Origin of the sequence: Limimaricola pyoseonensis, from assembly GCF_900102015.1 — a bacterium.
GTDB classification, from domain to species: Bacteria; Pseudomonadota; Alphaproteobacteria; order Rhodobacterales; family Rhodobacteraceae; genus Limimaricola; species Limimaricola pyoseonensis.
In genome coordinates, this window is record NZ_FNAT01000001.1 from 413,448 (window position 1) to 436,863 (window position 23,416).

General features: G+C 69.3%; 19 protein-coding genes. 15 read left to right on the forward strand and 4 right to left on the reverse strand.

The genetic code is table 11. The features are described from left to right. Positions 1-161: 161 nt before the first annotated feature. A complete protein-coding gene (locus BLT43_RS02015; protein ID WP_090109614.1) occupies positions 162-1,532 on the forward strand; it encodes a class II 3-deoxy-7-phosphoheptulonate synthase in 1,371 nt (456 codons plus the stop codon). Between the two features lie 85 nt (positions 1,533-1,617). On the opposite strand, the gene BLT43_RS02020 is transcribed toward BLT43_RS02015, so the two are convergent. Next, positions 1,618-2,202: a PAS domain-containing protein gene (locus tag BLT43_RS02020; protein ID WP_090109616.1), complete on the reverse strand. Its 585-nt coding sequence runs from the start codon at positions 2,200-2,202 to the stop codon at positions 1,618-1,620. 167 nt (positions 2,203-2,369) lie between these two features. Between BLT43_RS02020 and BLT43_RS02025 the strand changes: the two genes are divergently transcribed. From BLT43_RS02025 to BLT43_RS02035, 3 genes are read left to right on the forward strand one after another with little or no spacing between them, the layout of a single operon-like run. Next, a complete protein-coding gene (locus BLT43_RS02025) occupies positions 2,370-3,260 on the forward strand; it encodes a YicC/YloC family endoribonuclease (protein ID WP_165612519.1) in 891 nt (296 codons plus the stop codon). A 5-nt stretch (positions 3,261-3,265) separates the two neighbouring features. Next, complete coding sequence (gmk, locus tag BLT43_RS02030) at positions 3,266-3,904, forward strand: guanylate kinase (RefSeq protein ID WP_423222112.1); 639 nt, start codon at positions 3,266-3,268, stop codon at positions 3,902-3,904. After that, positions 3,901-4,422 (forward strand): gamma carbonic anhydrase family protein, encoded by a 522-nt coding sequence (locus BLT43_RS02035; protein WP_090109620.1) that lies wholly within the window; start codon positions 3,901-3,903, stop codon positions 4,420-4,422. Before gmk ends, BLT43_RS02035 begins: the two co-directional genes overlap by 4 nt. Here BLT43_RS02035 and BLT43_RS02040 read toward each other — a convergent pair. Next, on the reverse strand, positions 4,419-4,787 hold the full coding sequence (locus BLT43_RS02040; protein WP_090109622.1) for a hypothetical protein: 369 nt from the start codon (positions 4,785-4,787) through the stop codon (positions 4,419-4,421). The two genes, BLT43_RS02035 and BLT43_RS02040, sit on opposite strands and share 4 nt — an antisense overlap. Before the next feature lie 179 nt (positions 4,788-4,966). Here BLT43_RS02040 and BLT43_RS02045 point away from each other — a divergent pair, with 179 nt between their 5' ends. From BLT43_RS02045 to phoB, 7 genes are all read left to right on the forward strand, one after another. Further along, positions 4,967-6,007 carry a sensor histidine kinase gene (locus BLT43_RS02045; protein ID WP_090110234.1) on the forward strand — a complete coding sequence of 347 codons (1,041 nt, stop codon included), beginning with the start codon at positions 4,967-4,969 and terminating at the stop codon, positions 6,005-6,007. 165 nt (positions 6,008-6,172) lie between these two features. Then, positions 6,173-7,213 carry a substrate-binding domain-containing protein gene (locus BLT43_RS02050; RefSeq protein ID WP_090109624.1) on the forward strand — a complete coding sequence of 347 codons (1,041 nt, stop codon included), beginning with the start codon at positions 6,173-6,175 and terminating at the stop codon, positions 7,211-7,213. A gap of 159 nt (positions 7,214-7,372) precedes the next feature. Then, a complete protein-coding gene (pstC, locus tag BLT43_RS02055) occupies positions 7,373-8,836 on the forward strand; it encodes a phosphate ABC transporter permease subunit PstC (protein ID WP_090109625.1) in 1,464 nt (487 codons plus the stop codon). Next, a complete protein-coding gene (gene pstA, locus BLT43_RS02060; protein ID WP_090109626.1) occupies positions 8,833-10,191 on the forward strand; it encodes a phosphate ABC transporter permease PstA in 1,359 nt (452 codons plus the stop codon). Before pstC ends, pstA begins: the two co-directional genes overlap by 4 nt. Before the next feature lie 19 nt (positions 10,192-10,210). After that, complete coding sequence (pstB, locus tag BLT43_RS02065) at positions 10,211-11,005, forward strand: phosphate ABC transporter ATP-binding protein PstB (RefSeq protein WP_090109627.1); 795 nt, start codon at positions 10,211-10,213, stop codon at positions 11,003-11,005. 11 nt (positions 11,006-11,016) lie between these two features. Beyond that, positions 11,017-11,730 carry a phosphate signaling complex protein PhoU gene (phoU, locus tag BLT43_RS02070; RefSeq protein ID WP_090109628.1) on the forward strand — a complete coding sequence of 238 codons (714 nt, stop codon included), beginning with the start codon at positions 11,017-11,019 and terminating at the stop codon, positions 11,728-11,730. 4 nt (positions 11,731-11,734) lie between these two features. Further along, on the forward strand, positions 11,735-12,424 hold the full coding sequence (gene phoB / locus BLT43_RS02075; protein ID WP_090109630.1) for a phosphate regulon transcriptional regulator PhoB: 690 nt from the start codon (positions 11,735-11,737) through the stop codon (positions 12,422-12,424). Positions 12,425-12,427: 3 nt separating this feature from the next. Here the strand turns inward: phoB and BLT43_RS02080 are convergent, their stop codons facing one another. After that, complete coding sequence (locus BLT43_RS02080; protein ID WP_090109631.1) at positions 12,428-12,952, reverse strand: hypothetical protein; 525 nt, start codon at positions 12,950-12,952, stop codon at positions 12,428-12,430. Continuing rightward, a complete protein-coding gene (locus BLT43_RS02085) occupies positions 12,949-13,605 on the reverse strand; it encodes a response regulator transcription factor (protein ID WP_165612520.1) in 657 nt (218 codons plus the stop codon). Before BLT43_RS02085 ends, BLT43_RS02080 begins: the two co-directional genes overlap by 4 nt. 748 nt (positions 13,606-14,353) lie before the next feature. On the opposite strand from BLT43_RS02085, the gene BLT43_RS19430 reads away from it, so the two are divergent. From BLT43_RS19430 to BLT43_RS02105, 4 genes are all read left to right on the forward strand, one after another. Next, on the forward strand, positions 14,354-17,314 hold the full coding sequence (locus tag BLT43_RS19430) for a beta strand repeat-containing protein (RefSeq protein ID WP_090109635.1): 2,961 nt from the start codon (positions 14,354-14,356) through the stop codon (positions 17,312-17,314). Between the two features lie 137 nt (positions 17,315-17,451). After that, complete coding sequence (locus BLT43_RS02095) at positions 17,452-19,758, forward strand: hypothetical protein (protein WP_090109636.1); 2,307 nt, start codon at positions 17,452-17,454, stop codon at positions 19,756-19,758. A gap of 116 nt (positions 19,759-19,874) precedes the next feature. Continuing rightward, positions 19,875-21,911, forward strand: a complete 2,037-nt coding sequence (locus BLT43_RS02100) for a type I secretion system permease/ATPase (RefSeq protein ID WP_207497403.1) — start codon at positions 19,875-19,877, stop codon at positions 21,909-21,911. Beyond that, entirely contained in the window at positions 21,908-23,242 is a 1,335-nt protein-coding gene (locus tag BLT43_RS02105; protein WP_090109640.1) for an HlyD family type I secretion periplasmic adaptor subunit, read from the forward strand. Before BLT43_RS02100 ends, BLT43_RS02105 begins: the two co-directional genes overlap by 4 nt. Positions 23,243-23,416 lie beyond the last annotated feature (174 nt).

Genomic DNA, 23,416 nt, shown 5'->3' on the forward strand with positions numbered 1-23,416 from the left:
GTTTTCGACCGAAACAGGTTTGCGCGCGGGCCGCAATAGCGTCTCTTCGCGACGCGGGCCGGGTCGTTTTCGAAACAGCTCCGGCCATTTGCCGTTGGCCCTCCGGCGATTGCGCGTTATACACCCGCCGATATTTCCGAAGCCTCCATTGGAGCGAGACCATGACCGAGTGGAAGAAGGCCGACTGGCGTGCCAAGCCCCGGGTGCAGATGCCCGATTATACCGACGCGGAGCGCCTCTCCGCCGTCGAGGCGCGCCTGGCCTCCTATCCGCCCTTGGTCTTTGCCGGCGAGGCGCGCAAGCTGCAGGCCAAGCTCGCCGCGGCCGGCCGCGGCGAGGCCTTCCTGCTGCAGGGCGGCGACTGCGCCGAGAGCTTCGCGGCCTTCAACGCCGACCATATCCGCGACACCTTCAAGGTGATGCTGCAGATGGCGGTGGTGCTGACCTACGGCGCCAAGGTTCCGGTCGTGAAGGTCGGCCGCATGGCCGGGCAGTTCGCCAAGCCGCGCTCGGCCCCGACCGAGACGGTGGGCGGCCAGGAGCTGCCGAGCTACCGCGGCGACATCATCAACGGCTTCGACTTCACCGCTGAAGCGCGCATCCCCGAGCCCGAGCGCATGCTGCAGGCCTACACCCAGGCGGCGGCAACGCTGAACCTGCTGCGCGCCTTCTCGACCGGCGGCTATGCCGACGTCCACAAGGTGCATGCCTGGACGCTCGGCTTCACCGGCGCGCCCGAGGCCGAGAAGTATCGCGACATGGCGAACCGGATCACCGACACGCTCGACTTCATGGAGGCCGCCGGCATCCGTGACGAGGCGGCGCACGCGCTGCAGACGGTGGAGTTCTACACCAGCCATGAGGCGCTGCTGCTGGAATACGAAGAGGCGCTGACCCGCGTCGACTCGACGTCGGGCAAGTGGCTGGCGGGCTCGGGCCACATGATCTGGATCGGCGACCGCACCCGTCAGCCCGACGGCGCGCATGTCGAGTTCGCGCGCGGCGTGCAGAACCCGATCGGCCTGAAATGCGGCCCCTCGATGACCTCGGGCCATCTCAAGGCGCTGATGGCCAAGCTCAACCCGAACAACGAGGAAGGTCGCCTGACCCTGATCGCCCGCTTCGGCGCCGGTTCGGTCGGCGAGCACCTGCCGCGGCTGATCCGCGCCGTGCAGGAAGAGGGCGCCAAGGTCACCTGGTCCTGCGACCCGATGCATGGCAACACCATCAAGTCCTCCTCGGGCTACAAGACCCGCCCCTTCGACAGCGTGCTGCGCGAGGTGCGCGAGTTCTTCGCGGTGCACAACGCCGAAGGCACCGTGCCGGGCGGCGTGCATTTCGAGATGACCGGGGCCGACGTGACCGAGTGCACCGGCGGCGTGCGCGCCGTCACCGACGAGGATCTCTCGGACCGCTACCACACCGCCTGCGACCCGCGTCTCAACGCCTCGCAGTCGCTGGAACTGGCCTTCCTCGTGGCCGAGGAGCTTTCGGCCCGCCGCGCCGGGCTGGAGACGGCCGAAGCCGTCTGACGGCGATCGGATATCACGCATCAAGGGCGGCCCGTGGGCCGCCCTTTTTGCATGTCGGCCAAGGGCCGGGCAGCGGAGAAGCGGATCAGGCGTTGTCGACCACGAGCCGCAGCTCGGGGCGCCCGCTCCGGGCGCGCGCCGGGCGCAGGGGCTCGATCCGTTCGGCCGGGCCGAGGTGGATGCCCCCGGGAATGGCCTGCGCCGGCCCGTCGATGGCGAGCGCGCCGAGCAGCTGCGTGCCCCCGGCGTCGCGCAGCGGCAGCAGCAGCAGCCGTCCTTCGCGCGGCGCGTGGCCGGGCGACCGGCCGATCGCGACCGGGCAGGCGACAAGCGCCGGGGCCCCGAAGGCCGTCGCGACGCAACCCGCCAGCCGGTGCCGGGACGCGGGGGCGAAGAGGTCACCAAAATCGGCGCCCCGGGCCTCAGCGCCCAGCCAGCCCGACAGCGCCCGGCCCGCCACGCGCATCCGCAGCGCGCCGGGCTGCTTCTCGATCAGGAAGGCCCAAGGCAGCACGGCCTCGATCCGCGCCGGGTCGATGTCGTGGCGCGCCGGCCGGCGGCCTGCGCCTGCGAGGCTGCGCCAGTAGCGCTCGAGCTGGACGAGAGCCGGGACATCGCGGGCGGCCGATCCAACCGGACCGCCGAGGATCGATATGCCGCTTCCGTTCATGTCCCGCCTCCGATCTTGTCCGCAATGTGACCATAACGTGACGCGGCGGGCGAATAGGTTTATTCCGGGTAAACTCGTTAATCGCGGCAAGGCCGCTTGCCCCGACGCCGCTATTTTCCTAACCCCTTCGAACCCCGTCCGCCGGGGGCGCCAGACGGGAGAGCCTGATGATCCGCTCCATGACTGCCTTCGCCAGCCGCAGCGGCCGGCGCGGTGCGCAGCACTGGGCCCTTGAGATGCGCGGCGTGAACGCGCGCGGCCTCGACCTGCGGCTCAGGCTGCCCGACGGCCTGCACGGGCTGGAGCAGCCGCTGCGACGGCTGCTCTCCGCCCGGCTGACCCGCGGGGCGGTGACGATGTCGCTGAAGGTCTCCCGCGATCCCGCCCTGGGCGGTTGGGAGATCGACGAGGCCGAGCTCGACCGGGTCCTGTCCGCGATCGGCCGGGTGACCGCCCGGGCGCAGCAGCGGGGGCTGCCGCTGGCCCCGTCCAGCGCGTCCGACATCCTCGCCGCGCGCGGCGTGATGCGCGGTGCCGAGTCAGATACCGACGAGGCCGGCCTGACCGAGGCGATGATGCCCGAGGCCGAGGCGCTGCTTTCGGATTTCCTGTCGATGCGCGAGGCCGAGGGCGCGGCGCTGGCGCGCATCCTGTCGGGCCATCTCGACGAGGTGGCGGCGCTTCTGGCCGAGGCGCGCGCCGCCGCGGCCGAGCGCGGCGCGGGCGCGGCCGAACGGCTGGAGGCGGCGATCGCCCGCGTGGCCGGTGCCGGCGCCCGGGTCGAGCCCGACCGTCTCGCACAGGAGTTGGCGCTCTTGGCCACGCGCAGCGACGTCACCGAGGAGCTGGACCGGATCGAGGCGCATCTCGATGCGGCGCGCGCGCTTCTCGCCGACGATGCGCCGAGCGGCCGGCGGCTCGACTTCCTCGTGCAGGAATTCCAGCGCGAGGCCGGCACGCTGTGCGCGAAATCGGGGTCCGAGCGGCTGACCCGGGCCGGGCTCGAACTCAAGGCGGTGATCGAACGGGTCAGGGAACAGGTTCAGAACGTGGAATGACGGACATGCATCGGCGCGGCCTTCTCATCATCCTTTCCTCGCCCTCGGGCGCGGGCAAATCGACATTGGCCCGGCGCCTGCGCGCCTGGGATCCGAGCCTGAGCTTCTCGATCTCGGCCACGACCCGCGCGCCGCGCCCGGGCGAGCAGGACGGGGTCGACTACCATTTCGTCGGCGAGGACCGGTTCAAGCGGATGGTGGCGGAGGGCGACATGCTCGAGCATGCCCGCGTCTTCGAGAACTATTACGGCTCGCCCGCCGGTCCGGTGGCCGAGGCGACCGAGGCCGGCCACGACGTGCTGTTCGACGTCGACTGGCAGGGCGCGCAGCAGATCTCGAACTCGCGCATGGCCGAGCAGGTGCTGTCGATCTTCATCCTGCCGCCCTCGATCGCCGAGCTGCGCCGCCGCCTGGTCGGACGCGGCCAAGACGCGGCCGAGGTGATCGAGCGGCGGATGCAGAAAAGCTGGGACGAGATCAGCCATTGGGACGGCTACGACTACGTGCTGGTGAACGACGACCTTGACGAGACGGAGGCCCGTCTGAAAACCATCGTGCAGGCGGAGCGGCTGCGCCGCAGCCAGCAGCCGGGCCTGGTCGATCACGTCCGGGCGCTGCAATCGGAGTTCGAGGAGACCGCATGACCCTGTATGCTCTGGACGGCATCGCCCCCGAGATCGACGACGCGGCCTGGGTCGCGCCGGGCGCGCATGTGATCGGCAAGGTGACGCTCGAGGCCGGGGCCTCGGTCTGGTTCGGCACGACGATCCGCGGCGACAACGAGCGGATCGTCGTCGGCACGAACTCCAACGTGCAGGAGAACTGCGTGCTGCATACCGACATGGGCTTCCCGCTCGAGATCGGCGCGGGCGTCACGGTCGGCCACAAGGCGATGCTGCATGGCTGCACGATCGGCGACAACAGCCTGATCGGCATGGGCGCGACCGTGCTGAACGGCGCGAAGATCGGCCGGAACTGCCTGATCGGCGCGGGCGCGCTGATCACCGAGGGCAAGGAGATCCCGGATGGCAGCCTCGTCATGGGCGCGCCGGGCAAGGTGGTGCGCGAGCTCGACGAGGCGGCGATCGAGAAGCTGAAGGCTTCGGCCATCGGCTACCGCGACAACGCCAACCGGTTCCGGGCCGGCCTGAAGCCGCTCTAGCCGTCCCAGGGCATCTGCAGGATCTCGAAGTCGATGCCGGGCGCGGCGGTGCGCACTTCACGCTCGATCATCGCGGCGTGGGGATGCCGGGGGCTCAAGGCCCGGTAACGGCCGCCATAGCGCATCTCGGCCAGGCGGCAGGCCAGCTCCAGCGCGTCGAAATCCGACGCCACCAGCGGCGAGATCACCAGTTGCGGCCCCGCTTGCAACGCCTCGCCGAAATCGGCGTAGGTGCAGCACCGGATCTGAAGATCCGGTTCCGGCAGGGGCAGAGCCTTGTGTTGGATATATGTCGGAAAACGCCCGACCATGAGGGTAAGCGAAGCGGTGGCGCCGATGATGGGCGCCATCTCCAGCAAGGGCATGCCGGACCTCCAGAACAACAATACTAGCTAAACTTGAGAACGATACTGCCAGAATTGATACAACCTCGGACTGAAATTGTATAGCCCTTTCATTTAGCCCGAAAGTACAGGTCGGGCGGGTTGCAGGCATCCTAGCATTGGGGCTGGGCAGGGCGGCCGACGCGCGCTACGCCATGCACATGACCAGCTCGCCGCTCGACAGCCTCGTCTCCGCCCTGCCGATCCCCGTCCTGCTGGTCGGGCCCGCCGAACGGATCGAGGCGGCCAACGAACCCGCGCGGCGGCTGCTCGGAGCCGCGCAGCTCGGCCGGCATTACATCACCGCGCTGCGCCAGCCCGGTGTCCTCGATGCGGTCGAGGCGACCCTGCGAGACGGCCGGTCTCGCCAGTCGCGCTATCTGGGCCGCGAGGGCGGGCGCGACACCACCTGGACGGTCAGCGTCGGCGCCGTCGATCTCGAGCGCGGCCGCGGCGTTCTGCTGAGCTTCGAGGACGTGACCGCGGTGGAGGAGGCCGGTGCCATGCGCCGCGACTTCGTCGCCAATGTCAGCCACGAGCTGCGCACCCCGATCACCGCGCTGCAGGGCTTCATCGAGACGCTGCGCGGCGCGGCGCGGGACGACGCGAAGGCGCGCGAGCGGTTCCTGTCGATCATGGATCGCGAGGTCGTCCGCATGGCGCAGCTGGTCTCCGACCTGCTGTCGCTGAGCCGGGTCGAGCAGAACGAGCGGCGGCGACCGACCGACCCGGTCGAGCTGTGCGGACTGGTCGAGCAGGTCGTCGCGCTGCTTCAGCCAACGGCCGAACGCGACGGCGTCGCGCTGCGGGTTTCGCGGCCCGAGGGGCCCATCGTGGTGCCGGGCGACGAGGAGCAGATCCGGCAGGTTCTGAGCAACCTGATCGGCAACGCCATCAAGTATGGCGGCGCGCAGCGGCCGGTGGACATCACGCTGGCCGCGCCGGCGCAGGAGGCGATGCTGCGGGCCGAAGGCGTCCGGCTCTGCGTCGCGGATCATGGCGACGGCATCGAGCTGCATCACATCCCGCGGCTGACCGAGCGCTTCTACCGGATCGACAGCCATCGCTCCCGTGCGGTCGGCGGCACCGGGCTCGGGCTGGCGATCGTCAAGCATATCGTCAACCGCCATCGCGGCCGGCTGCGGATCGAGAGCGCGCCGGGGCAGGGCAGCCGCTTCACCGTGATCCTGCCGACCCGCTAGGCCGATGCCCCGCCGGGGCTTGCCCTGTGGTCATCCGCCCTAGATCGCGGCTTGTCATGAAACTTTTACATGACTGTCACAAAACCGAGTCCCGAGACGCCTAGACGGGCGGCAACGGGGGCCCGGACGGAGGGCCTTCGGGGGAATGAACAACAGGAGCGATCCATGTCCTTCGTCAAGATGACCGCCTCGACCGCGGCGATCCTCGCCGCCACCGCCGGCGCCGCCGCCGCCCAGGGCCGCGACAACGTGCAGGTCGCGGGGTCCTCGACCGTGCTGCCCTACGCCTCGATCGTCGCCGAGGCCTTCGGCGAGAACTTCGACTTCCCGACCCCGGTGGTCGAGTCGGGCGGCTCCTCGGCCGGTCTGGCGCGCTTCTGCGAGGGCGTCGGCGAGAACACCATCGACATCGCCAATGCCAGCCGCGCGATCCGCGAGGGCGAGATCGAGGCCTGCGCCGCCAACGGCGTCAACGAGATCATCGAGGTCCGGATCGGCTATGACGGCATCGTCTTCGCCTCCGACATCGACGGCGAGACCTTCGCCTTCACGCCCGCCGACTGGTACCAGGCGCTGGCCGCCGAGCTGCCGGTCGACGGCGAGATGGTCGCCAACCCGAACACCAGCTGGGCCGAAGTGAACGCCGACCTGCCCGACCAGGAGATCCTGGCCTTCATCCCGGGCACCAAGCACGGCACCCGCGAAGTGTTCGAGGAGAAGGTACTGCTCGCGGGTTGCGAGGAGACCGGCGCGATGCAGGCGATGATGGATGCCGGCATGGACGAGGATGCCGCCGAGGAGGCCTGCATCGACACCCGCACCGACGGCGTGTCGGTCGACATCGACGGCGACTACACCGAGACGCTGGCCCGCATCGAGGCCAACCCGAACGGCATCGGCGTGTTCGGCCTGTCCTTCTACGAGAACAACACCGACAGCCTGCAGGTCGCGACCATGTCGGGCGTCGAGCCCTCGACCGAGACCATCGCCTCGGGCGACTACCCGGTCTCGCGCCCGCTCTACTTCTACATCAAGAAGGCGCATCTGGGCGTGATCCCGGGCCTGCAGGAGTTCGCCGAGTTCTTCGTCGCCGACGAGATCGCCGGCCCCGACGGCCCGCTTTCGGCCTACGGCCTCGTCGCCGACCCGGAACTGGCCGCGACCCAGGAAGCCGTCGCCAACGGCACGACCATGGACGCCATGTGATCGACACGCTATCGGGGGGCGGCCCGTGCCGCCTCCCGAACCTGCCTCGGAGCGCACCGGCCATGACACCGACGCGAACCCGACGCGACACAGACGCAATACCGATCCGGCCCGATGCGCACCTCGCCGCCTCGGGCTTCGACAATTGAAGGCACTGCCATGCCCACGCTCCCGATCGTCCTGATCGTCCTGGCCATCGCCGTCGCCGCCTATCTGCTTGCCCGGAGTCGCGCCCAGCGCGCCGCCGCGCGAGAGGGGCGCAGGCTGCATTCCCTCCCGAACTATTACGGCTGGACCGGCGCGCTCTACGCCGCGGGCCCGGCACTGCTGCTGCTGGCCGTGTGGCTGGTCGCCCAGCCCGTCGCCACCCGCATGGCGGTCTGGCCGGTGCTCGAGGCCGAGGCCGCGCCGAACGCGCAGCCGGCTCTGCTGATGGCCGACGTGCAGCGGCTCGCCGCGGGGATCGACGCCGCGGTCGCGTCCGGGCGCGTTCCGGCCGCCGAGGCCGGCGACATCCCGGCCGAAGAGCTTCGCGAGCTGATGGCCGGGCAGGGCGTGGCCCTGGGCAGCGACGTCACCCCCGCGACCCGGCAGGCGGCGCTGCGCTGGCGCGGGCTGAGCGCGGGTGGCGATCTGGCCCGCACCCTCGCCGTGATCGGCCTCGCGCTCGTGGGGGCGGCCTTCGGCGTCAGCCGCGCCAAGCCTGATTTCCGCGCCCGCAACGCGGTCGAGACGGCGATGCGCGGCACGCTGATCGGCGCGGCGCTGCTGGCGATCCTGACCACCGTGGGCATCGTGCTGGCGCTGATCTTCAACACCATCGAGTTCTTCCGCCTCTACCCGGCGGCCGAGTTCTTCTTCGGCTCCACATGGAGCCCGAGCTTCGGCGGCGGCTCCGAGCTGGGTATCCTGCCGCTTCTGTGGGGCACGCTCTACATCTCGATCATCGCGCTCTTGGTGGCGGTGCCGATCGGCCTCTTCGCGGCGATCTACCTCGCCGAATACGCCCACAAGAACGTCCGCAGCTGGGCCAAGCCGATGCTCGAGATGCTCGCCGGCATCCCGACCATCGTCTACGGCCTCTTCGCGCTCCTGACCGTCGGCCCGCTGCTGGTCGACCTGTTCGGCCGCAATGGCGCGCTCGGGGTGAACTGGATGCAGGGCGGCACCGCGGTGATGACCGCCGGTCTCGTCATGGGCATCATGCTGATCCCCTTCGTCAGCTCGCTGTCGGACGACATCATCAATGCCGTGCCGCAGAGCTTGCGTGACGGCAGCCTCGGCCTCGGCGCGACGCGTTCGGAAACGGTGCGCCAGGTGGTGCTGCCCGCGGCGCTGCCCGGCATCGTCGGCGCGGTGCTGCTGGCCGCCTCGCGCGCCATCGGCGAGACCATGATCGTGGTGCTGGGCGCAGGCGCCGCGGCGCGTCTGTCGATGAACCCGTTCGACGCGATGACCACGGTGACCGCCAAGATCGTGAGCCAGCTCACCGGCGACGCCGATTTCTCCTCGCCCGAGGCGCTGGTCGCCTTCGCCCTCGGCATGACCCTCTTCGTGATCACCCTGGCGCTGAACGTCGTCGCGCTGTGGATCGTGCGCCGCTACAGGGAGCAGTACGAATGACCGACATCACCGACAGCGCGGCGCAGCCCGAGCGCCGCGAAACCGGCCGCTCCATCCTCGAGGCCGACGCCCGCACCAAGAAACGCAACCGCGCCGAGACCCGGTTCAAGGCCTACGGCATCGCCGCGCTCGGCGTGGGCGGGCTGTTCCTGATCGCGCTGCTCTGGGCGATCCTGTCGAACGGCCTCACCGCCTTCACACAGACCTACGTTCAGCTCGACGTGCCGCTGATCGAGGAGAAGCTCGACAAGGACGGCGACCGCGACCCGGCGAAGATCGCCAAGGTCTCGACCTTCGGCTACAACCCGCTGATCGAGCAGGCGCTGGTCGAACTGGTCGAACGCGAGGGGCTGGAGACCGAGCTGGAGCCGAAGGCGCTGACCAAGATGCTCTCGGGCGCCGCCGCCGCCGACATCCGCGATCGCGTGCTCGCCAATCCCGAGCTGATCGGCCAGACCGTGAGCTTCGAGGTGCTCGCCTCCTCGCGGGTCGACGGCTACCTCAAGGGCCGCGTCAGCCGCGAGAGCCTGGCGCGCGACAAGAACCTCGACGCCGAGCATCTCGACCTGATCGACGCGCTGCAGCAGACCGGCGCGGTGGAAAAGCGCTTCAACTGGGCCTTCATCACCGGCGCCGACGCCTCCGATTCCCGTCCCGAGCAGGCCGGGATCGGCGTCGCCATGCTGGGCTCGCTCTTCATGATGCTGGTGGTGCTGGTGCTGTCGCTGCCGATCGGCGTCGCCGCCTCGATCTATCTCGAGGAGTTCGCGCCGCAGAACCGGCTGACCGACCTGATCGAGGTGAACATCTCCAACCTCGCGGCCGTGCCCTCGATCGTCTTCGGCATCCTCGGCCTCGCGGTGTTCATCCAGTTCATGCACCTGCCGCAATCGGCGCCGCTGGTCGGTGGCCTCGTGCTGACGCTGATGACGCTGCCCACCATCATCATCTCGACCCGCGCCGCGCTGAAGGCGGTGCCGCCCTCGATCCGCGACGCGGCGCTCGGCGTGGGCGCCTCGAAGATGCAGTCGGTGATGCACCACGTGCTGCCGCTGGCGATGCCCGGCATCCTCACCGGCACCATCCTCGGCCTCGCGCAGGCGCTTGGCGAGACCGCGCCGCTGCTCCTGATCGGCATGGTGGGCTATATTGCCACCAACTACCCCGACGGCGTGGCCGAGGGCTTCCTCGCGCCGAACTCGGCGATGCCCGCGCAGATCTACGAATGGGCCAAGCGGGCCGACCCGGCCTTCTACGAGCGCGCCTGGGGCGGGATCATCGTGCTGCTGGTGTTCCTGCTGGCGATGAACCTGCTGGCGATCCTGCTGCGCCGCCGCTTCGAGCGCCGCTGGTAAGCGGAAAGGACAGACCGACATGAACGACATGCGAACCATGGACAACGCCGTGAACCACGACACCAAGATCACCGCGCGCGACGTGCACGTGCATTACGGCACCACCCACGCCATCAAGGGCGTGGACGTCGACATCGCCGACCGCACCGTCACCGCCTTCATCGGCCCGTCGGGCTGCGGCAAGTCGACCTTCCTGCGCTGCCTGAACCGGATGAACGACACCATCCCCGGCGCGCTGGTCACCGGCGAGATCAAGATCGACGAGGCCGACATCTACGACCCGCGGGTCGACCCGGTGCAGCTGCGCGCCAAGGTCGGCATGGTGTTCCAGAAGCCGAACCCCTTCCCGAAGTCGATCTACGACAACGTCGCCTACGGCCCGAAGATTCACGGCATGGCCAGGAACAAGGCCGATCTCGACGAGATCGTCGAGAAGGCGTTGCGCCGCGGCGCGATCTGGGACGAGGTGAAGGACCGCCTGCACGCGCCCGGCACCGGCCTCTCGGGCGGCCAGCAGCAGCGGCTCTGCATCGCCCGCGCGGTGGCGACCGAGCCCGAGATCCTCTTGATGGACGAGCCCTGCTCGGCGCTCGACCCGATCGCCACGGCGCAGGTCGAGGAGCTGATCGACGAGCTGAAGCAGAACTTCTCGGTGGTGATCGTGACCCACTCGATGCAGCAGGCCGCGCGCGTCAGCCAGCGCACCGCCTTCTTCCATCTCGGCCATCTCGTCGAGTTCGGCGAGACCGGCAAGATTTTCACCAACCCCGAGGACAGCCGCACCGAAAGCTACATTTCGGGCCGCATCGGGTAAGGAGCAGGGACATGCAGGAAAAGCAGCACATCGCCTCGGCCTTCGACCGCGACCTCGAATCGATCCAGGCGCTGATCCTGAAGATGGGCGGCATGGTCGAGGCCGCGATCCTCGACGGCGCGCAGAGCCTCGCCGACCGCGACGTCGAGGCGGCCGAGAAGGTCCGCCGCGGCGACAAGGCGATCGACGCGCTCGAGGAGCAGCTCAACGAGGAGGCCGCCCGTGTCATCGCGATCCGCGCGCCCGTCAGCCGCGACCTCAGGGTGATCCTGTCGGTGCTGCGGCTCGCCGCCAGCCTCGAGCGGATCGGCGACTACGCCAAGAACATGGCCAAGCGCACCAGCGTGCTGGCCGAGCTGCACCCGATCGAGGGCTCGGACGCGGCGCTCAAGCGGATGGCGCGCGAGGTGCAGAACATGCTGCGCGACACGCTCGACGCCTTCGTCAACCGCGACCCCGGGCTCGCGCACGAGGTGCTGCTGCGCGACCAGGAGGTCGACCAGATGTACAACGCGCTGTTCCGCGAGTTCCTGACCCACATGATGGAGGACCCGCGCGCCATCACCGCCTGCATGCACCTGCACTTCATCGCCAAGAACATCGAGCGGATGGGTGATCTGGTGACCAACATGGCCGAGCAGGTGATCTACCTCGCCACCGGCAAGATGCCCGACGAGGACCGTCCGAAGGGCGACACCACCGCCTACGTCGCCCAGCCGGAGTGAGACCATGGCCGAGCTGCAGCCGCATGTGCTGATCGTCGAGGACGAGGCCGCGCAGCGCGCGGTGCTGGCCTACAACCTCGAATCCGAGGGCTTCCGGATCTCCGAGGCCGAGGACGGCGACACGGCGCTGTTGCTGGTGGCCGAGGAGGCGCCCGATCTCGTGGTGCTCGACTGGATGCTGCCGGGCGTGTCGGGGATCGAGATCTGCCGGCGGCTGAAGACCCGGCCCGAGACCCGGGACGTGCCGGTGATCATGCTCTCGGCCCGCTCCGAGGAGGTCGACCGGGTGCGCGGGCTCGAGACCGGGGCGGACGACTACGTGGTCAAGCCCTACTCGGTGACCGAGCTGATGGCGCGGGTGAAGGGGCAGCTGCGCCGCACCCGCCCGGCCAGCGTCGGCCAGACGCTGCGCTTCGAGGGTATCGAGCTCGACGCCGAGACCCACCGGGTGCGGCGCGACGGCCATGACGTGAAGCTCGGGCCCACCGAGTTCCGGCTGCTCGCCACCTTCCTCGAGAAGCCCGGCCGGGTCTGGAGCCGCGAGCAGCTGCTCGACCGGGTCTGGGGCCGCGAGGTCTATGTCGACACCCGCACCGTCGATGTCCATATCGGCCGGCTCCGCAAGGCGCTGCGCGCCCATGGCGGCGCCGATCCGCTGCGCACCGTGCGCGGCGCCGGCTACGCGCTGGGATAGGGGTCAGACCGGGTAGCCCTCGTCGCCGATCAGGGACCAGATGTCGCGGTTGAGCAGTTGCAACGCCGCGATCGTCCCATTGATCTCGGCCAGCGCCGCGTCGTCGATCGCGGCGCTCTGGCCCATCTTCACCTTGGTCTTGCGATCCGCGATCCGCATGGTGATCGTGCGCGCCGCGCCGCCTTCTGCGTCGAATGCGTAGAGCGCGTGGTTGTAGCGGTTGCGCAGCGCCTGATGCCGCCGGATGCGACCGGTGATGTCGAGCAACCGGCTCAGCGTCTCCGGCGCGATCTCCTGCGACTTGGCCAGCCGCTCCACGAGATCGAGCCGCGCCCGGGCGGTGTTCAGCGTGAGGAAGATGATCGTCGCGTTCTGCGTGCCGGTGCCGGCGAGTCCCGCGATGAGATGGATCAGCAGGCTCTCGGTGTTGGTCCAGCAATAGTTCATCCGTCCGACCAGCAGCAGCAGCCGGTCGAACTCGCCCAGCTCCTGCACCGGGTCGGCCGGATGCGGCTGCGGCCCGGTCATGGTGGATCCGCCTGGCCCGCCTCGACCTGCGCCAGATACCAGATCGCGGCCCCGGTGCGGTTCGAGACGCCGAGCTTGCCGATCAGGTGATGGATATGCAGCTTGACGGTGTGCTCGGACAGGCCGAGCTCGGCCGCGACGATCTTGTTCTGCTTGCCCTCGGCCAGCAGGGTCAGCACCTGCCATTCCCGCGGGGTCAGGCTGCGACCGAGTTGCTGGGACTCCTCGTCCACCGGCGGGGCGGGGCCGCCGGCCGCGGTGGTGTCCGGGGCCGCCCCCTGCGACGCCAGGAACTCGCGCATCAGCCTTTCGGGATAGAACACCTCGCCGCAGAGCAGCAGGCGCATGACCGATGTCAGGACCTCGATCTGCACGTTGAGGGGAAACAGGCCGATCCGCGGCAGCGTCGCGCTGCCGGTCAGCCCCGCCAGCAGGTCGCGCGCGGGCGGCGCCGAGCTGTAGGCGAGCGCCAGCATGTCGGCCCGGCTCTGGGCGGCCAGCTCCTTGAGCCCGGACATGCCCTTGAGCTGCCGCTCGTCGATCACGGCGAGCTTGCAGCTGCCCTGACCCGGCCCGGTCATCCGCAAAGCGGCGAGATCGGGCAGGCGCAGGAATGTCAGACTTCGGAATTCCGCCGAGAAGACATCCAGCATTCCACCGGGAAAGCAGAACTCGTCGCCAATGAAATAAACCGAGGCATCTTGGCAGATCGGCAGATTTTCGATTTGCCCATTTGCGGGGGGGCGGGCGCTTAGAGTCACGATAACACCTGAAACACAAAAACAAAGGAGCGCGAAAAGAACCTGTACGAGTCGATAGTACGGTCTCGACCCGATGGGTGACATAGACCGAAAGGTGAGAGCCGTGAAGCGGGTCGGCAAGGGTGTGTACGGTCCTTGAAGGCAATGACACTGCGTTGCCCGCCAGGAAACAAAGGATGAATAATAGGTTAATGTCGCTTCATTGCGCTCAATTCGCCGATCAGGCGTCCCCCCGGCCTGATTTCATGTTTCAGCGGGTCACAGAGTGTTGAAGAGAAGCGGCGCGAAGAGGTTCTACCCAAGCGTGACGGGCGCTCCGGCGCGGGCCCCGGTTGGGTGTAATCCGATTTTCCGGGCTGAATCCTCCGGCCAAGCGCGCAGACTTGGCTGACCCCGAAGTCCGAGCCACTCGCCACCTTTCGGACCACGCGTTTATCCGACGATCCGGAATGCGAATTGGCTCTCTCGGGCAGTTGTTTGCAGGTGGAGGAGAGGTCGTAATCCATGGATGATCCCCGGGCTTTCCGTCCGGGGAGGTGCCGTTCGGCACCGAATTTTTCCCAAATCGATGCAATCGCATGATCACCGCGTTTGAGATGAATGGCGGTGCGGCGATGGCGCTCGTTCAGGAGATCGAGACATGGCAACGCGCAACAACAACATCATTGGCTGGGGAGACGGCGAAAGCGGCCCCGTCAACGAGATCAACGGCAACCAGGAACAGACCATCATCAACGGCGAAGCCGTCGAGAACGGTGAGGTCGAGGTGGCCGAGGAGCTGGTCGCGAACGGCGATGCCGACGGCTACGCGGACCAGAACCAGAACCAGAACCAAAATCAGAACCAAAACCAGAACCAAAATCAGAACCAGAGCCAGAGCCAGGCGCAAAGCGACAGCGGCGCGGGCAGCGACAGCGCGAGCGCGGCCGAAGCCGCGGCGCTGGCCGACAGCATCAGCACAAGCGACAGCGCCAGCTCGAGTGACAGCTCGAGCGCCAGCGATGTCGATGTGGATGTCGCGGTGCAGGTCGATGTCGGCGTGGCGCTCGAAGGCGCGAATGACGACGACGTCGCCGATTTCGACCTCGACAATTCGACCACCGGCGACATCGCCGTGGCCGGCGGCGATCTGCATTACGATCCCGGCGACGACTTCACCATGAGCGACATCATCACCGAGTCGCTCAACGGCGAGGGCAATGACGCCGGCTTCGTGAACGTGCTCAAGAACGTGCTCGATGACAATGACACGCTCGACAGCGCCGAGGTCACCAACGAGTCGAGCTTCAACCAGAACGGCACCGCGACGGGCGGCACCGCCACGGCCGATGACGGCATTTCGGTCGACACCAATGGCGGCACCGGCGGCAGCAATGCCGAAAGCCTGGGCGGCAACGCCGATGGCGGCACGGCCAATGGCGGCACGGCCAACGCGACGGCCAACAGCGCCAATGGCGGCAACGCCGACGCGCAGGGCGGCAACAGCGGCGAGTCCGGCACGGCGAACGCCACGGGCCATCAGGTCGATGCCGGCGACGTCGACTCGAACGCCAACAGCACCGGCGGCAACAGCGGCGAGAACACCGCCAACAACAACGCCGACAGCAACGCCAACAACACGACCGACGCCAATGGCAACGGCGGCAACGGCGGCAATTCGAACTCGACCAACAACAGCAACGCCAACAGCGACTCCGACGTCAACGACAACACGACCGCCGGGAACTCCGGCAATGCCGACGCGGCCGCGACGCTGAACAGCGACAACGACGCGACCAGCGACAACCAGTCCGATGGCGGCGACAGCGGCAACGCGAACTCCGATGCCGACGCCAATGCCGATGCCGACTCGAACTCGGATGCAGATGCCACAGGCGGCAATTCCGGCATGGTGGACGGCGATACCGCGGTCGATACGGCGGCCGCCAATGACAGCAACGTCGAAGCCGCCGGCGACAGGGGCGGTGACATCGCGGCCAGCAACGACATCGACGGCAATGCCACCTCCGATGGCGACGGCAACGGCAATGGCGGCGAGAGCGGCGATGCCAATGGCGCTGGCGACGCGGCGGCCGAAGGCGCGGCCGAGGCGGCCGTCACCAACGAGGCCGGCTATGGCGGCGAGAACACCTCGACCGCGACCGGCGATGGCGACGGCACCGGCGATGGCGACGGCACCGGCGATGGCGACGGCACCGGCGATGGCGACGGCACCGGCGATGGCGACGGCACCGGCGATGGTGACGGCACCGGCGATGGTGACGGCACTGGCGATGGTGACGGTACCGCCGACGCGGACGCCACGGCCGATGGCGATGGCGGCGATGCCAATGCCGACTCGCAATCGACCGTGACCGCCACTGCCAGCCCGGGCGCCGTGACCGGCACCTCGACCGCGACCGGCGGCACGGGCGGCATGGGCGGCAACAATCCCGCCACCGCCGACTCTGACGGCACGGGCACCGGCACCGGAACCGGAACCGGCGAAGGCACCGGAACGGGTGAAGGCACCGGAACCGGGACCGGCACCGGCACGGGTGAAGGCACCGGTGAAGGCACGGGTGAAGGCACCGGCACCGGCACCGGCACGGGCACCGGCATGGCCGAAGGCATGGCCGGCGACGGCGGTGCGGCCAACGCGACCGGCGGGCCGAACAGCAACAGCTCGGCCGCCACGGGCACCGGCACCGGCACCTCCGGCATGACCGGCGCCGGAACCGGCATGACCGACAACGAGGCCGATAACAGCGGCACCGGTTCCAACGAGGCCACCACCGGCGAAGGCGGTGACGGCGACGCGGCGAACGACACCGACGCGATGGCGACCGGAACGGGCAGCACGGACGGCGCCTCCGGGGCCGGCGGCGCGGCCGATGCCGCCAACGACGCCGACGCCACCACGACGAACGCCTCCGACTCGGCGGCGACCTCGGGTGACGGCGGGGCCGGCAACGGGACGTCGGGTGCCGACGCGTCGAGCGCCGACGCCAATGCCGCCGACGCGGCCAGCGGCTACGGCGGCGCGGCGAGCTCCGACACCGACACCACCACCGACAGCATGGCCGACGGCTATGCCGACGGCGACGGTGGTTACGGCGGCATGTCGGATATCGCGATCGAGGCCCTGGCCGAGTCGATGGCCGAGGCGGAGAGCGCGCAGACCAGCGGTGACGGTGGTGCCTCCACGGCCACGGCCGATGCCACGAGCAACGGCGCGGCCATGGGCGACGTCATGGCGACCAGTGGCGAGACCGGCGACACGATGACCACGGCCACCGGCGGCATGGGTGGCGCGGCCAGTGTCGACAACACCACCGGCGGCGCAGGCACCAATGGCGACGTCATGGGAGGCGCCGGCGGCGCTGCCATGAACGGCGACGGCGGGGCCGGCGGCAATGCCGGGACCTGGGGCTCCTCGAACGGTGACGACTCCTACATCACCGGCGAGAGCTACGCCTCCGCGGCCGCGGCCGTGAACCAGGAGGCCTTCACGCAGGAGATCGTGATGGGGGCCAACGTGCTGGGCAACACCGTCGACATGAACGTCGTCGGCGGCTCGTTCAGCTCGAACTACGTGGGTGAGGACGGCGACGGTATGTGATCGCCGGACAGGAGGGGCGGGGGCCGCACGGCCCCCGCCCATTTCGGGTCCGCCTGCCCTGAGCAGGCATCGGCCCGCCGGCATGGTCCGGGCGACCGTGCCGCGCGCATTTCGGGAGCGGCGTTTCGATCATGTCCATGGACCGTACGACCGATACCATCGCTCACTTCATCGGCCTCTTCGGACAACTCGAGGAGGCCGCGCGTCTGAGGGAAGGGTTCGAAGGCTTCGAGCCGTACCCGGACGCCGACGCATCGCCCGATGCGCTGCGTTTCACGCCGCTTCAGGTATCGCAGAGCTATCGGCTCGAGGATCTCTCGCCGGTGGTCGACTACCACCCCCTGCCACCGAACAATTACGACATCGTTGCGATCCCGTCGCAGCCGCGGCTGCCGGAGGCGCTGGCAAAGCCCTGGCCGGGCATCTCGGAAGAGCCGCCGCTGGTGAAGGAGATCCTGCTCGCGGCATCCCTCAGAACCGAGCTTCTGCCGCTCGAGATGCCGCCGCCCTCGGCGATGCACGGGCTGCACGTGCTGACCAACAGGCTCGAGGATGCCGATGCCTTCGGGATCGGGGCGGCGGGGGTCGCGGCGCTGCACGCGGCCGCCGAGGCGCAGGGCGAGCTTCTGGTGCAGCTGGCCGGGCAGGCGCAGATGCTTGCGGCCATCCCGCCATTGGGCCTGCCGGGCGATCTGCCGACCGACTGGGCCGGACTAGCGGAGGAATTGCAGGCCCGCGCCGAGGCGGTGGCCGCCGCCATCCCCGGCGCGGCGCTGCATCTGGGTGCCGCGGCCGGCGGCGTGCATGTCGACGGCGCGCCCGCCGACGAGATGCCGGACTGGCTGACGCTGTGGCCGGCGATGCTGCGCGACGGCAAGGATGATGCCGATACCGACCCGGAGGACCCGCCCGGCCACGATCAAGACGCCGACATGGCGCGCGCGCTCGATGCCGTGGCCGAGGCCGCGGGCGACGCGGCGCCGGCCGGGGCAGGGCCCGAGGGGCAGGGCTTCGTGACGGGCGGAAACAGGCTGGTCAACGAAGTGGTGGTCACCAGCGACTGGCTCGACGCGTCCTACTTCGTGGTCGGCGGCGCGGCGCGGCATCTCGACGCCGTCTCGCAGCTCAACATGATGTCTGACCGCGATGTCGGGCTGGGCGAGGGCGGAGAGGCCTCCCGCGCCGTCAACGCCGCTCGCATCGTCACCGAATCCCGGCCCGCCACGCCGCCGCCCGACGCCGATGACGCGCCGGCGCATAGCGGCGGGCCGTCGCATTGGGCGCTGGCGCGGCTCAGCGGGGATCTCGTCCAGATCAACGACGTGCGCCAGGTGAACCTCGTCAACGACACCGACCACGCGGCGCTGCGCTTCACCGCCGGCGACAGCCGGATCGTGCTGGGCGAGAACAGCGCCAGCAACCTCGCGCTCATGGACGCGTTCGGCTGGCGCTTCGACCTCGTCTTCGTCGGCGGCGACATGGTGGACATGACCATGCTGCGGCAGATCAACCTGCTGCTCGACGACGACGAGGCGGTGCCGTCGCTTGCCGAGGCGGAAGGCCCGGTGCAGCCGGTCGATCTCGCCTCGCAGCAGGCCGCCACCACCGCCGAAGGGGTCGCCGTCTCCGACGCGCCGCTCTCCGGCCTCGACCCGGTGCTGCCAAACGACGAGCGGAGCGAGCCCCTTGCGGAAGAGGTGGAGCCAGCGGGCGGGCAGGAGATCGAACCGACGCAAGCCAAGGTCACGCAGGCCAAGGTCACGCAGGCCCCGGCCGATGACATCGCTGCACCTGCCGCAGCGCCGGCGCCAGCGCCGCAGTCGCCGCCGGCGGCCGTGCAGGGCGGCGACAACCTTCTCTACAACGGCGCGACGCTCAAGACGGTCGGACGGGATGTCGAGGCCGAGCTGCCGGAGATGCTGCGGGACGTGCACGACACGCTCGCCGAGAGGGCGGAGGCCTTGCCCGAGGCCTTGCTCGGTCTCGACATCTTCGACGGGATCGAGCTTCTCAAGGTGCTGCTGATCGAGGGCGACTTCATCACCCTGAACCGGTTCGACCAGTTCAACATGCTGGCCGATTCCGACCGGATCACGGGGCTGGCCGAGGCGCTGGAGGCCGTCGCCGAGGCCGAGGTCGTGACCGGCTCGAACCTTCTGGCCAACCACGCCACGCTGACCGATCTCGGCGTCGACAGCCAGATCGCGGCCGGGCAGGGCGTCTATGACGACCTCCTGCTCTACCAGGCCGAGCTGCTCGACACCGATGCCGCCCCGACCGGGGTCGGCCTGACCGATCTGGCCGGCGAGGCGGTGGCCTTCCTGGCCGACGGCATGATCGACCCGGCCGCCGAACCCCTCGCCGAGGCCCAGGCCGAGATCGCGGCGGGGATCGCCGCCGCCTCCGCCAGCCCGACTGACCTGTTGCAGACCATGCTGAGCTGAGAAAGGCCGACATGTCGCCGCATAACTCCGCCGCCACATTGCGTCTCGTTCCCGCGCACAGGGTCGTGCCGCCCCGATTGGTGCGCCTGCCGCGCTTCCTGACCGGCCCGTCGCCGATGGCGCGATGGCTGGCCCGTCACCGCATCGCGGCCGAGCGGCCCCGGCCGCCCGAGCCGCCGGGCGAGGCGCCGGCGGGCACCGCGCCGCAGGGGCGCATCACGCCCGCCAGCCCCTTGCCGGGCCCGGTGATCGAGGCCGATCGCGGCCCGATCCGCCGGCCGCCGACGCCGCCCGAGGAGCGGCGCCGCGAACCCGGCGGCGGCGGTGGCGGGGCAGGCGGCGCGGCGCCGCCACGCTTCCACAAGCCGGTCGGGCCGGAGGATTTCGGCCGGGCGCTGCGGCTCGGGGTGCAGGCGGTGCGGCGCAATCTCGGGCTGGTGATGGTGCTGACCTGCGCCACAAACCTGCTGATCCTCGCCATCCCGATCTACCTGTTCCAGATCTCGGACCGGGTGCTGACCAGCCGATCGGTCGACACGCTGGTGATGCTGACCATCGTGATCGCGGCGGCGGTGGTGCTGCAGGCGGTGTTCGACGCGGTCCGGCGCTTCGTGCTGATGCGCACCGCCGTCGAGGTCGCCGCCCGGCTCGGCGCCCCGATCCTGAGCGCGGCCTCGGCCGCCGCGCTGCACGGCACGGGGCGCGAATACCAGACGCTGGGCGATCTGCAGCAGCTGCGCGGCTTCATCGTCTCGGGCACGCTCCTGTCCTTCCTCGACGTGCCCTTCGCGCCGCTGTTCATCCTCGCGATCTACTTCGTGCACCCGCATCTGGGGACCATCGTGGTCGGCACCTCGCTGGCGCTTCTGGTCATCACGCTGATCAACCAGAAGCTCACCGCGCGGCCCTTCGCCGAGGCCAATGCCGCGCAGAGCCGGGCCAACCTGCACCTCGATTCCATGTCGCGCAACAGCCAGATCATCAACGCGCTCGCGATGATCCCCGAGGCAGTGCGGATCTGGGGCCGCGACACCGCCACCTCGCTCACCGCCCAGGTCCACGCGCAGGACCGCAACATCGCGGCCTCGGCCGCCTCGCGCGCGGTGCGGCTGCTCACCCAGGTCGCGATGCTGGGCTGGGGCGCCTATCTGGCGATCTTGGGCGAGATCACCGGCGGCATGGTGATCGCCGCCTCGATCATCGCGGGCCGGGCACTGGCGCCGATCGAGGGCGCGATCGAGGGCTGGAGCGGTTACGCGCAGGCCCGCGCCGCCTATGGCCGTATCGCCGGACTGCTGACCGGCTCGAAGCTGCAGTTCGAGCGGCTGAACCTGCCCAACCCCGAGGGCCGGCTCGATGTCGAGCGGCTGCTCTACGTGCCGGGCGGCACCAAGCAGGTGGTGCTGAACGGCGTCAGCTTCGCGCTCACGCCCGGCGAAAGCCTCGCGATCATCGGCAATTCGGGGGCCGGCAAGACCACGCTCGGCAAGATGCTGGTGGGATCGATCCTGCCGACCTCGGGCAATGTCCGGCTCGACCTGATGGACCTGCGCAACTGGGATCCGCGGCAGCTGGGCGAGAATATCGGCTACCTGCCGCAGGACGTGCAGCTCTTTCCCGGCAGCATCAAGGACAACATCGGCCGGATGCGGCTGGACGCGACGGATGCGCAGATCTACGCGGCCGCGCGGCTCGCCGATGTGCACGAGATGATCGCCAACCTGCCGCAGGGCTACGAGACGGTGGTGGCCGCCGACGGCGCGCCGCTCTCGGGCGGGCAGAAGCAGCGCATCGCCCTGGCGCGGGCCTTCTTCGGAGAGCCGCGCTTCGTGGTGCTCGACGAGCCGAACTCCAACCTCGACAGCGCCGGTGACAAGGCGCTGGCGCAGGCGCTCAGGCACGCCAAGGAAAACCGGATCACCGTGGTCGTGGTGACCCAGAAACCGACGCTGCTCACCGTGGTCGACAAGATCATGCTGCTTGCCGATGGCAGCATCCAGATGTTCGGCGAACGCATGCAGGTGCTGCAGCGGCTGGCGGGTGACAAGGCGCCGCGACCGGCGCCGCGCGCACCGGGACCGAGCCAGGTGCCGGGGCAGGGACCGGGTCAGGATCCGGGCAAGAATCCGGGGCAGGGAGGGCCGAAATCATGAGCCTGCAGCAGGTCGAAAGCGGTGAATGGTTCGCCGAGGTGCCGCGCTCGGTGCGCGGCCACGCGATCTTCGGGATCGTGCTGCTGATCCTCACCTTCGGCGGCTTCGGGCTCTGGGCGTTCCAGGCACCGCTGGCCGCCGCCGTGATCGCGCCGGGCAGCTTCGTCGCCACCGGCCAGAACAAGATCGTCCAGCATCTCGAGGGCGGGATCATCGAGGAGATCCTCGTCGACGAGGGCGACCGGGTCGAGGCCGGGCAGCTTCTGCTGCGGCTCGACGGCACGCAGGCGGCGGCGGCCGAGCGCGAGCTGCAGCTGCGCCAATGGCGGCTCGAGGCGACCGAGGCGCGTCTGCTGGCCGAGGAACAGGGGCTGGAGGCGATCCGCTTCCCGGCGCATCTGGAGGCCGCGCGCGGCGATTTCGCCGTGGCGGGCATCCTCGACGGGCAGGAGCTGTCCTTCCGGGTGTCGCGCGGCGCGCATGAGAACGATCTCGCGCTGCTCGAACGCAACATCGAGGCGCTGCGCATCCGCGCCGGCGGCTACGACACCCAGCTCGAGACGCATCGCCGTCAGCACGCGCTGCTGGTCGAGGAACATGCCGACAAGGAAGCGCTGTTCTCGCGCGGTCTGCTGCGCCGGCCCGAGCTTCTGGCGGTCGAGCGCGCGCAGCTGGAGGCCGAGGGCCAGATCGGCCGGTTGGTGGCCGAGATCGCCGAGATCGAGGAAGTGGCCGAGAAATACGCGGCCCAGATCGACCAGGAGGTCGAGCGCTACCGCGAAAAGGCGCTCGACGAGCTTCAGGGCGTGCAATCCGAGCTCGAGAGCATCCGCGAACAGTGGCGCGCCGCGCGCGGCGTGCGCGACCGGGTCGAACTTCTCGCGCCGGTCGCCGGCACCGTCGTCCGGCTGCATTACCATACCGCCGGCGGCGTGATCGAAAGCGGCCGGCCGATCCTCGAGATCCTGCCGCTCGACGAGCCGCTGATCATCGAGGTGCAGATCCCGCGGGTCGAGATCGACAGCGTCCGCCGGGGCCAGCCGGCGACCGTCCGGCTGACGGCGCTGAACCAGCGCACCACGCCGGTGCTCGATGGCGAGGTGTTCTACGTCTCGGCCGACGCGGTCGCGCAGGAGGCGGGCGAAACGGTGCAGGAGGTCTACGTGGCGCGCATCTCGATCGTGCCGGAGCAGCTCGACCGCGTGCCGGGCTTCTCGCCGACGCCGGGCATGCCGGCCGAGATCATGATCGAGACCGCGTCGCGCACCTTCGTGGAGTATCTCGTGAAGCCGATCCGCGACAGCATGACCCGCGCGTTCCGAGAGAGATAGGTGTGAGCGGTATGACCACACGCGAGCCGTGGTTGACGGGAAAAAACGATATCCGGTGTCGGGAGCGGGACGCCGCAGACCCGAATAACCCAAGCCTCATAACTAGTATTATGTAACTTATACGAAGTATTCGCCTGTCGCGAACATGATGATACGGTCTTGTCTTATGAGGCA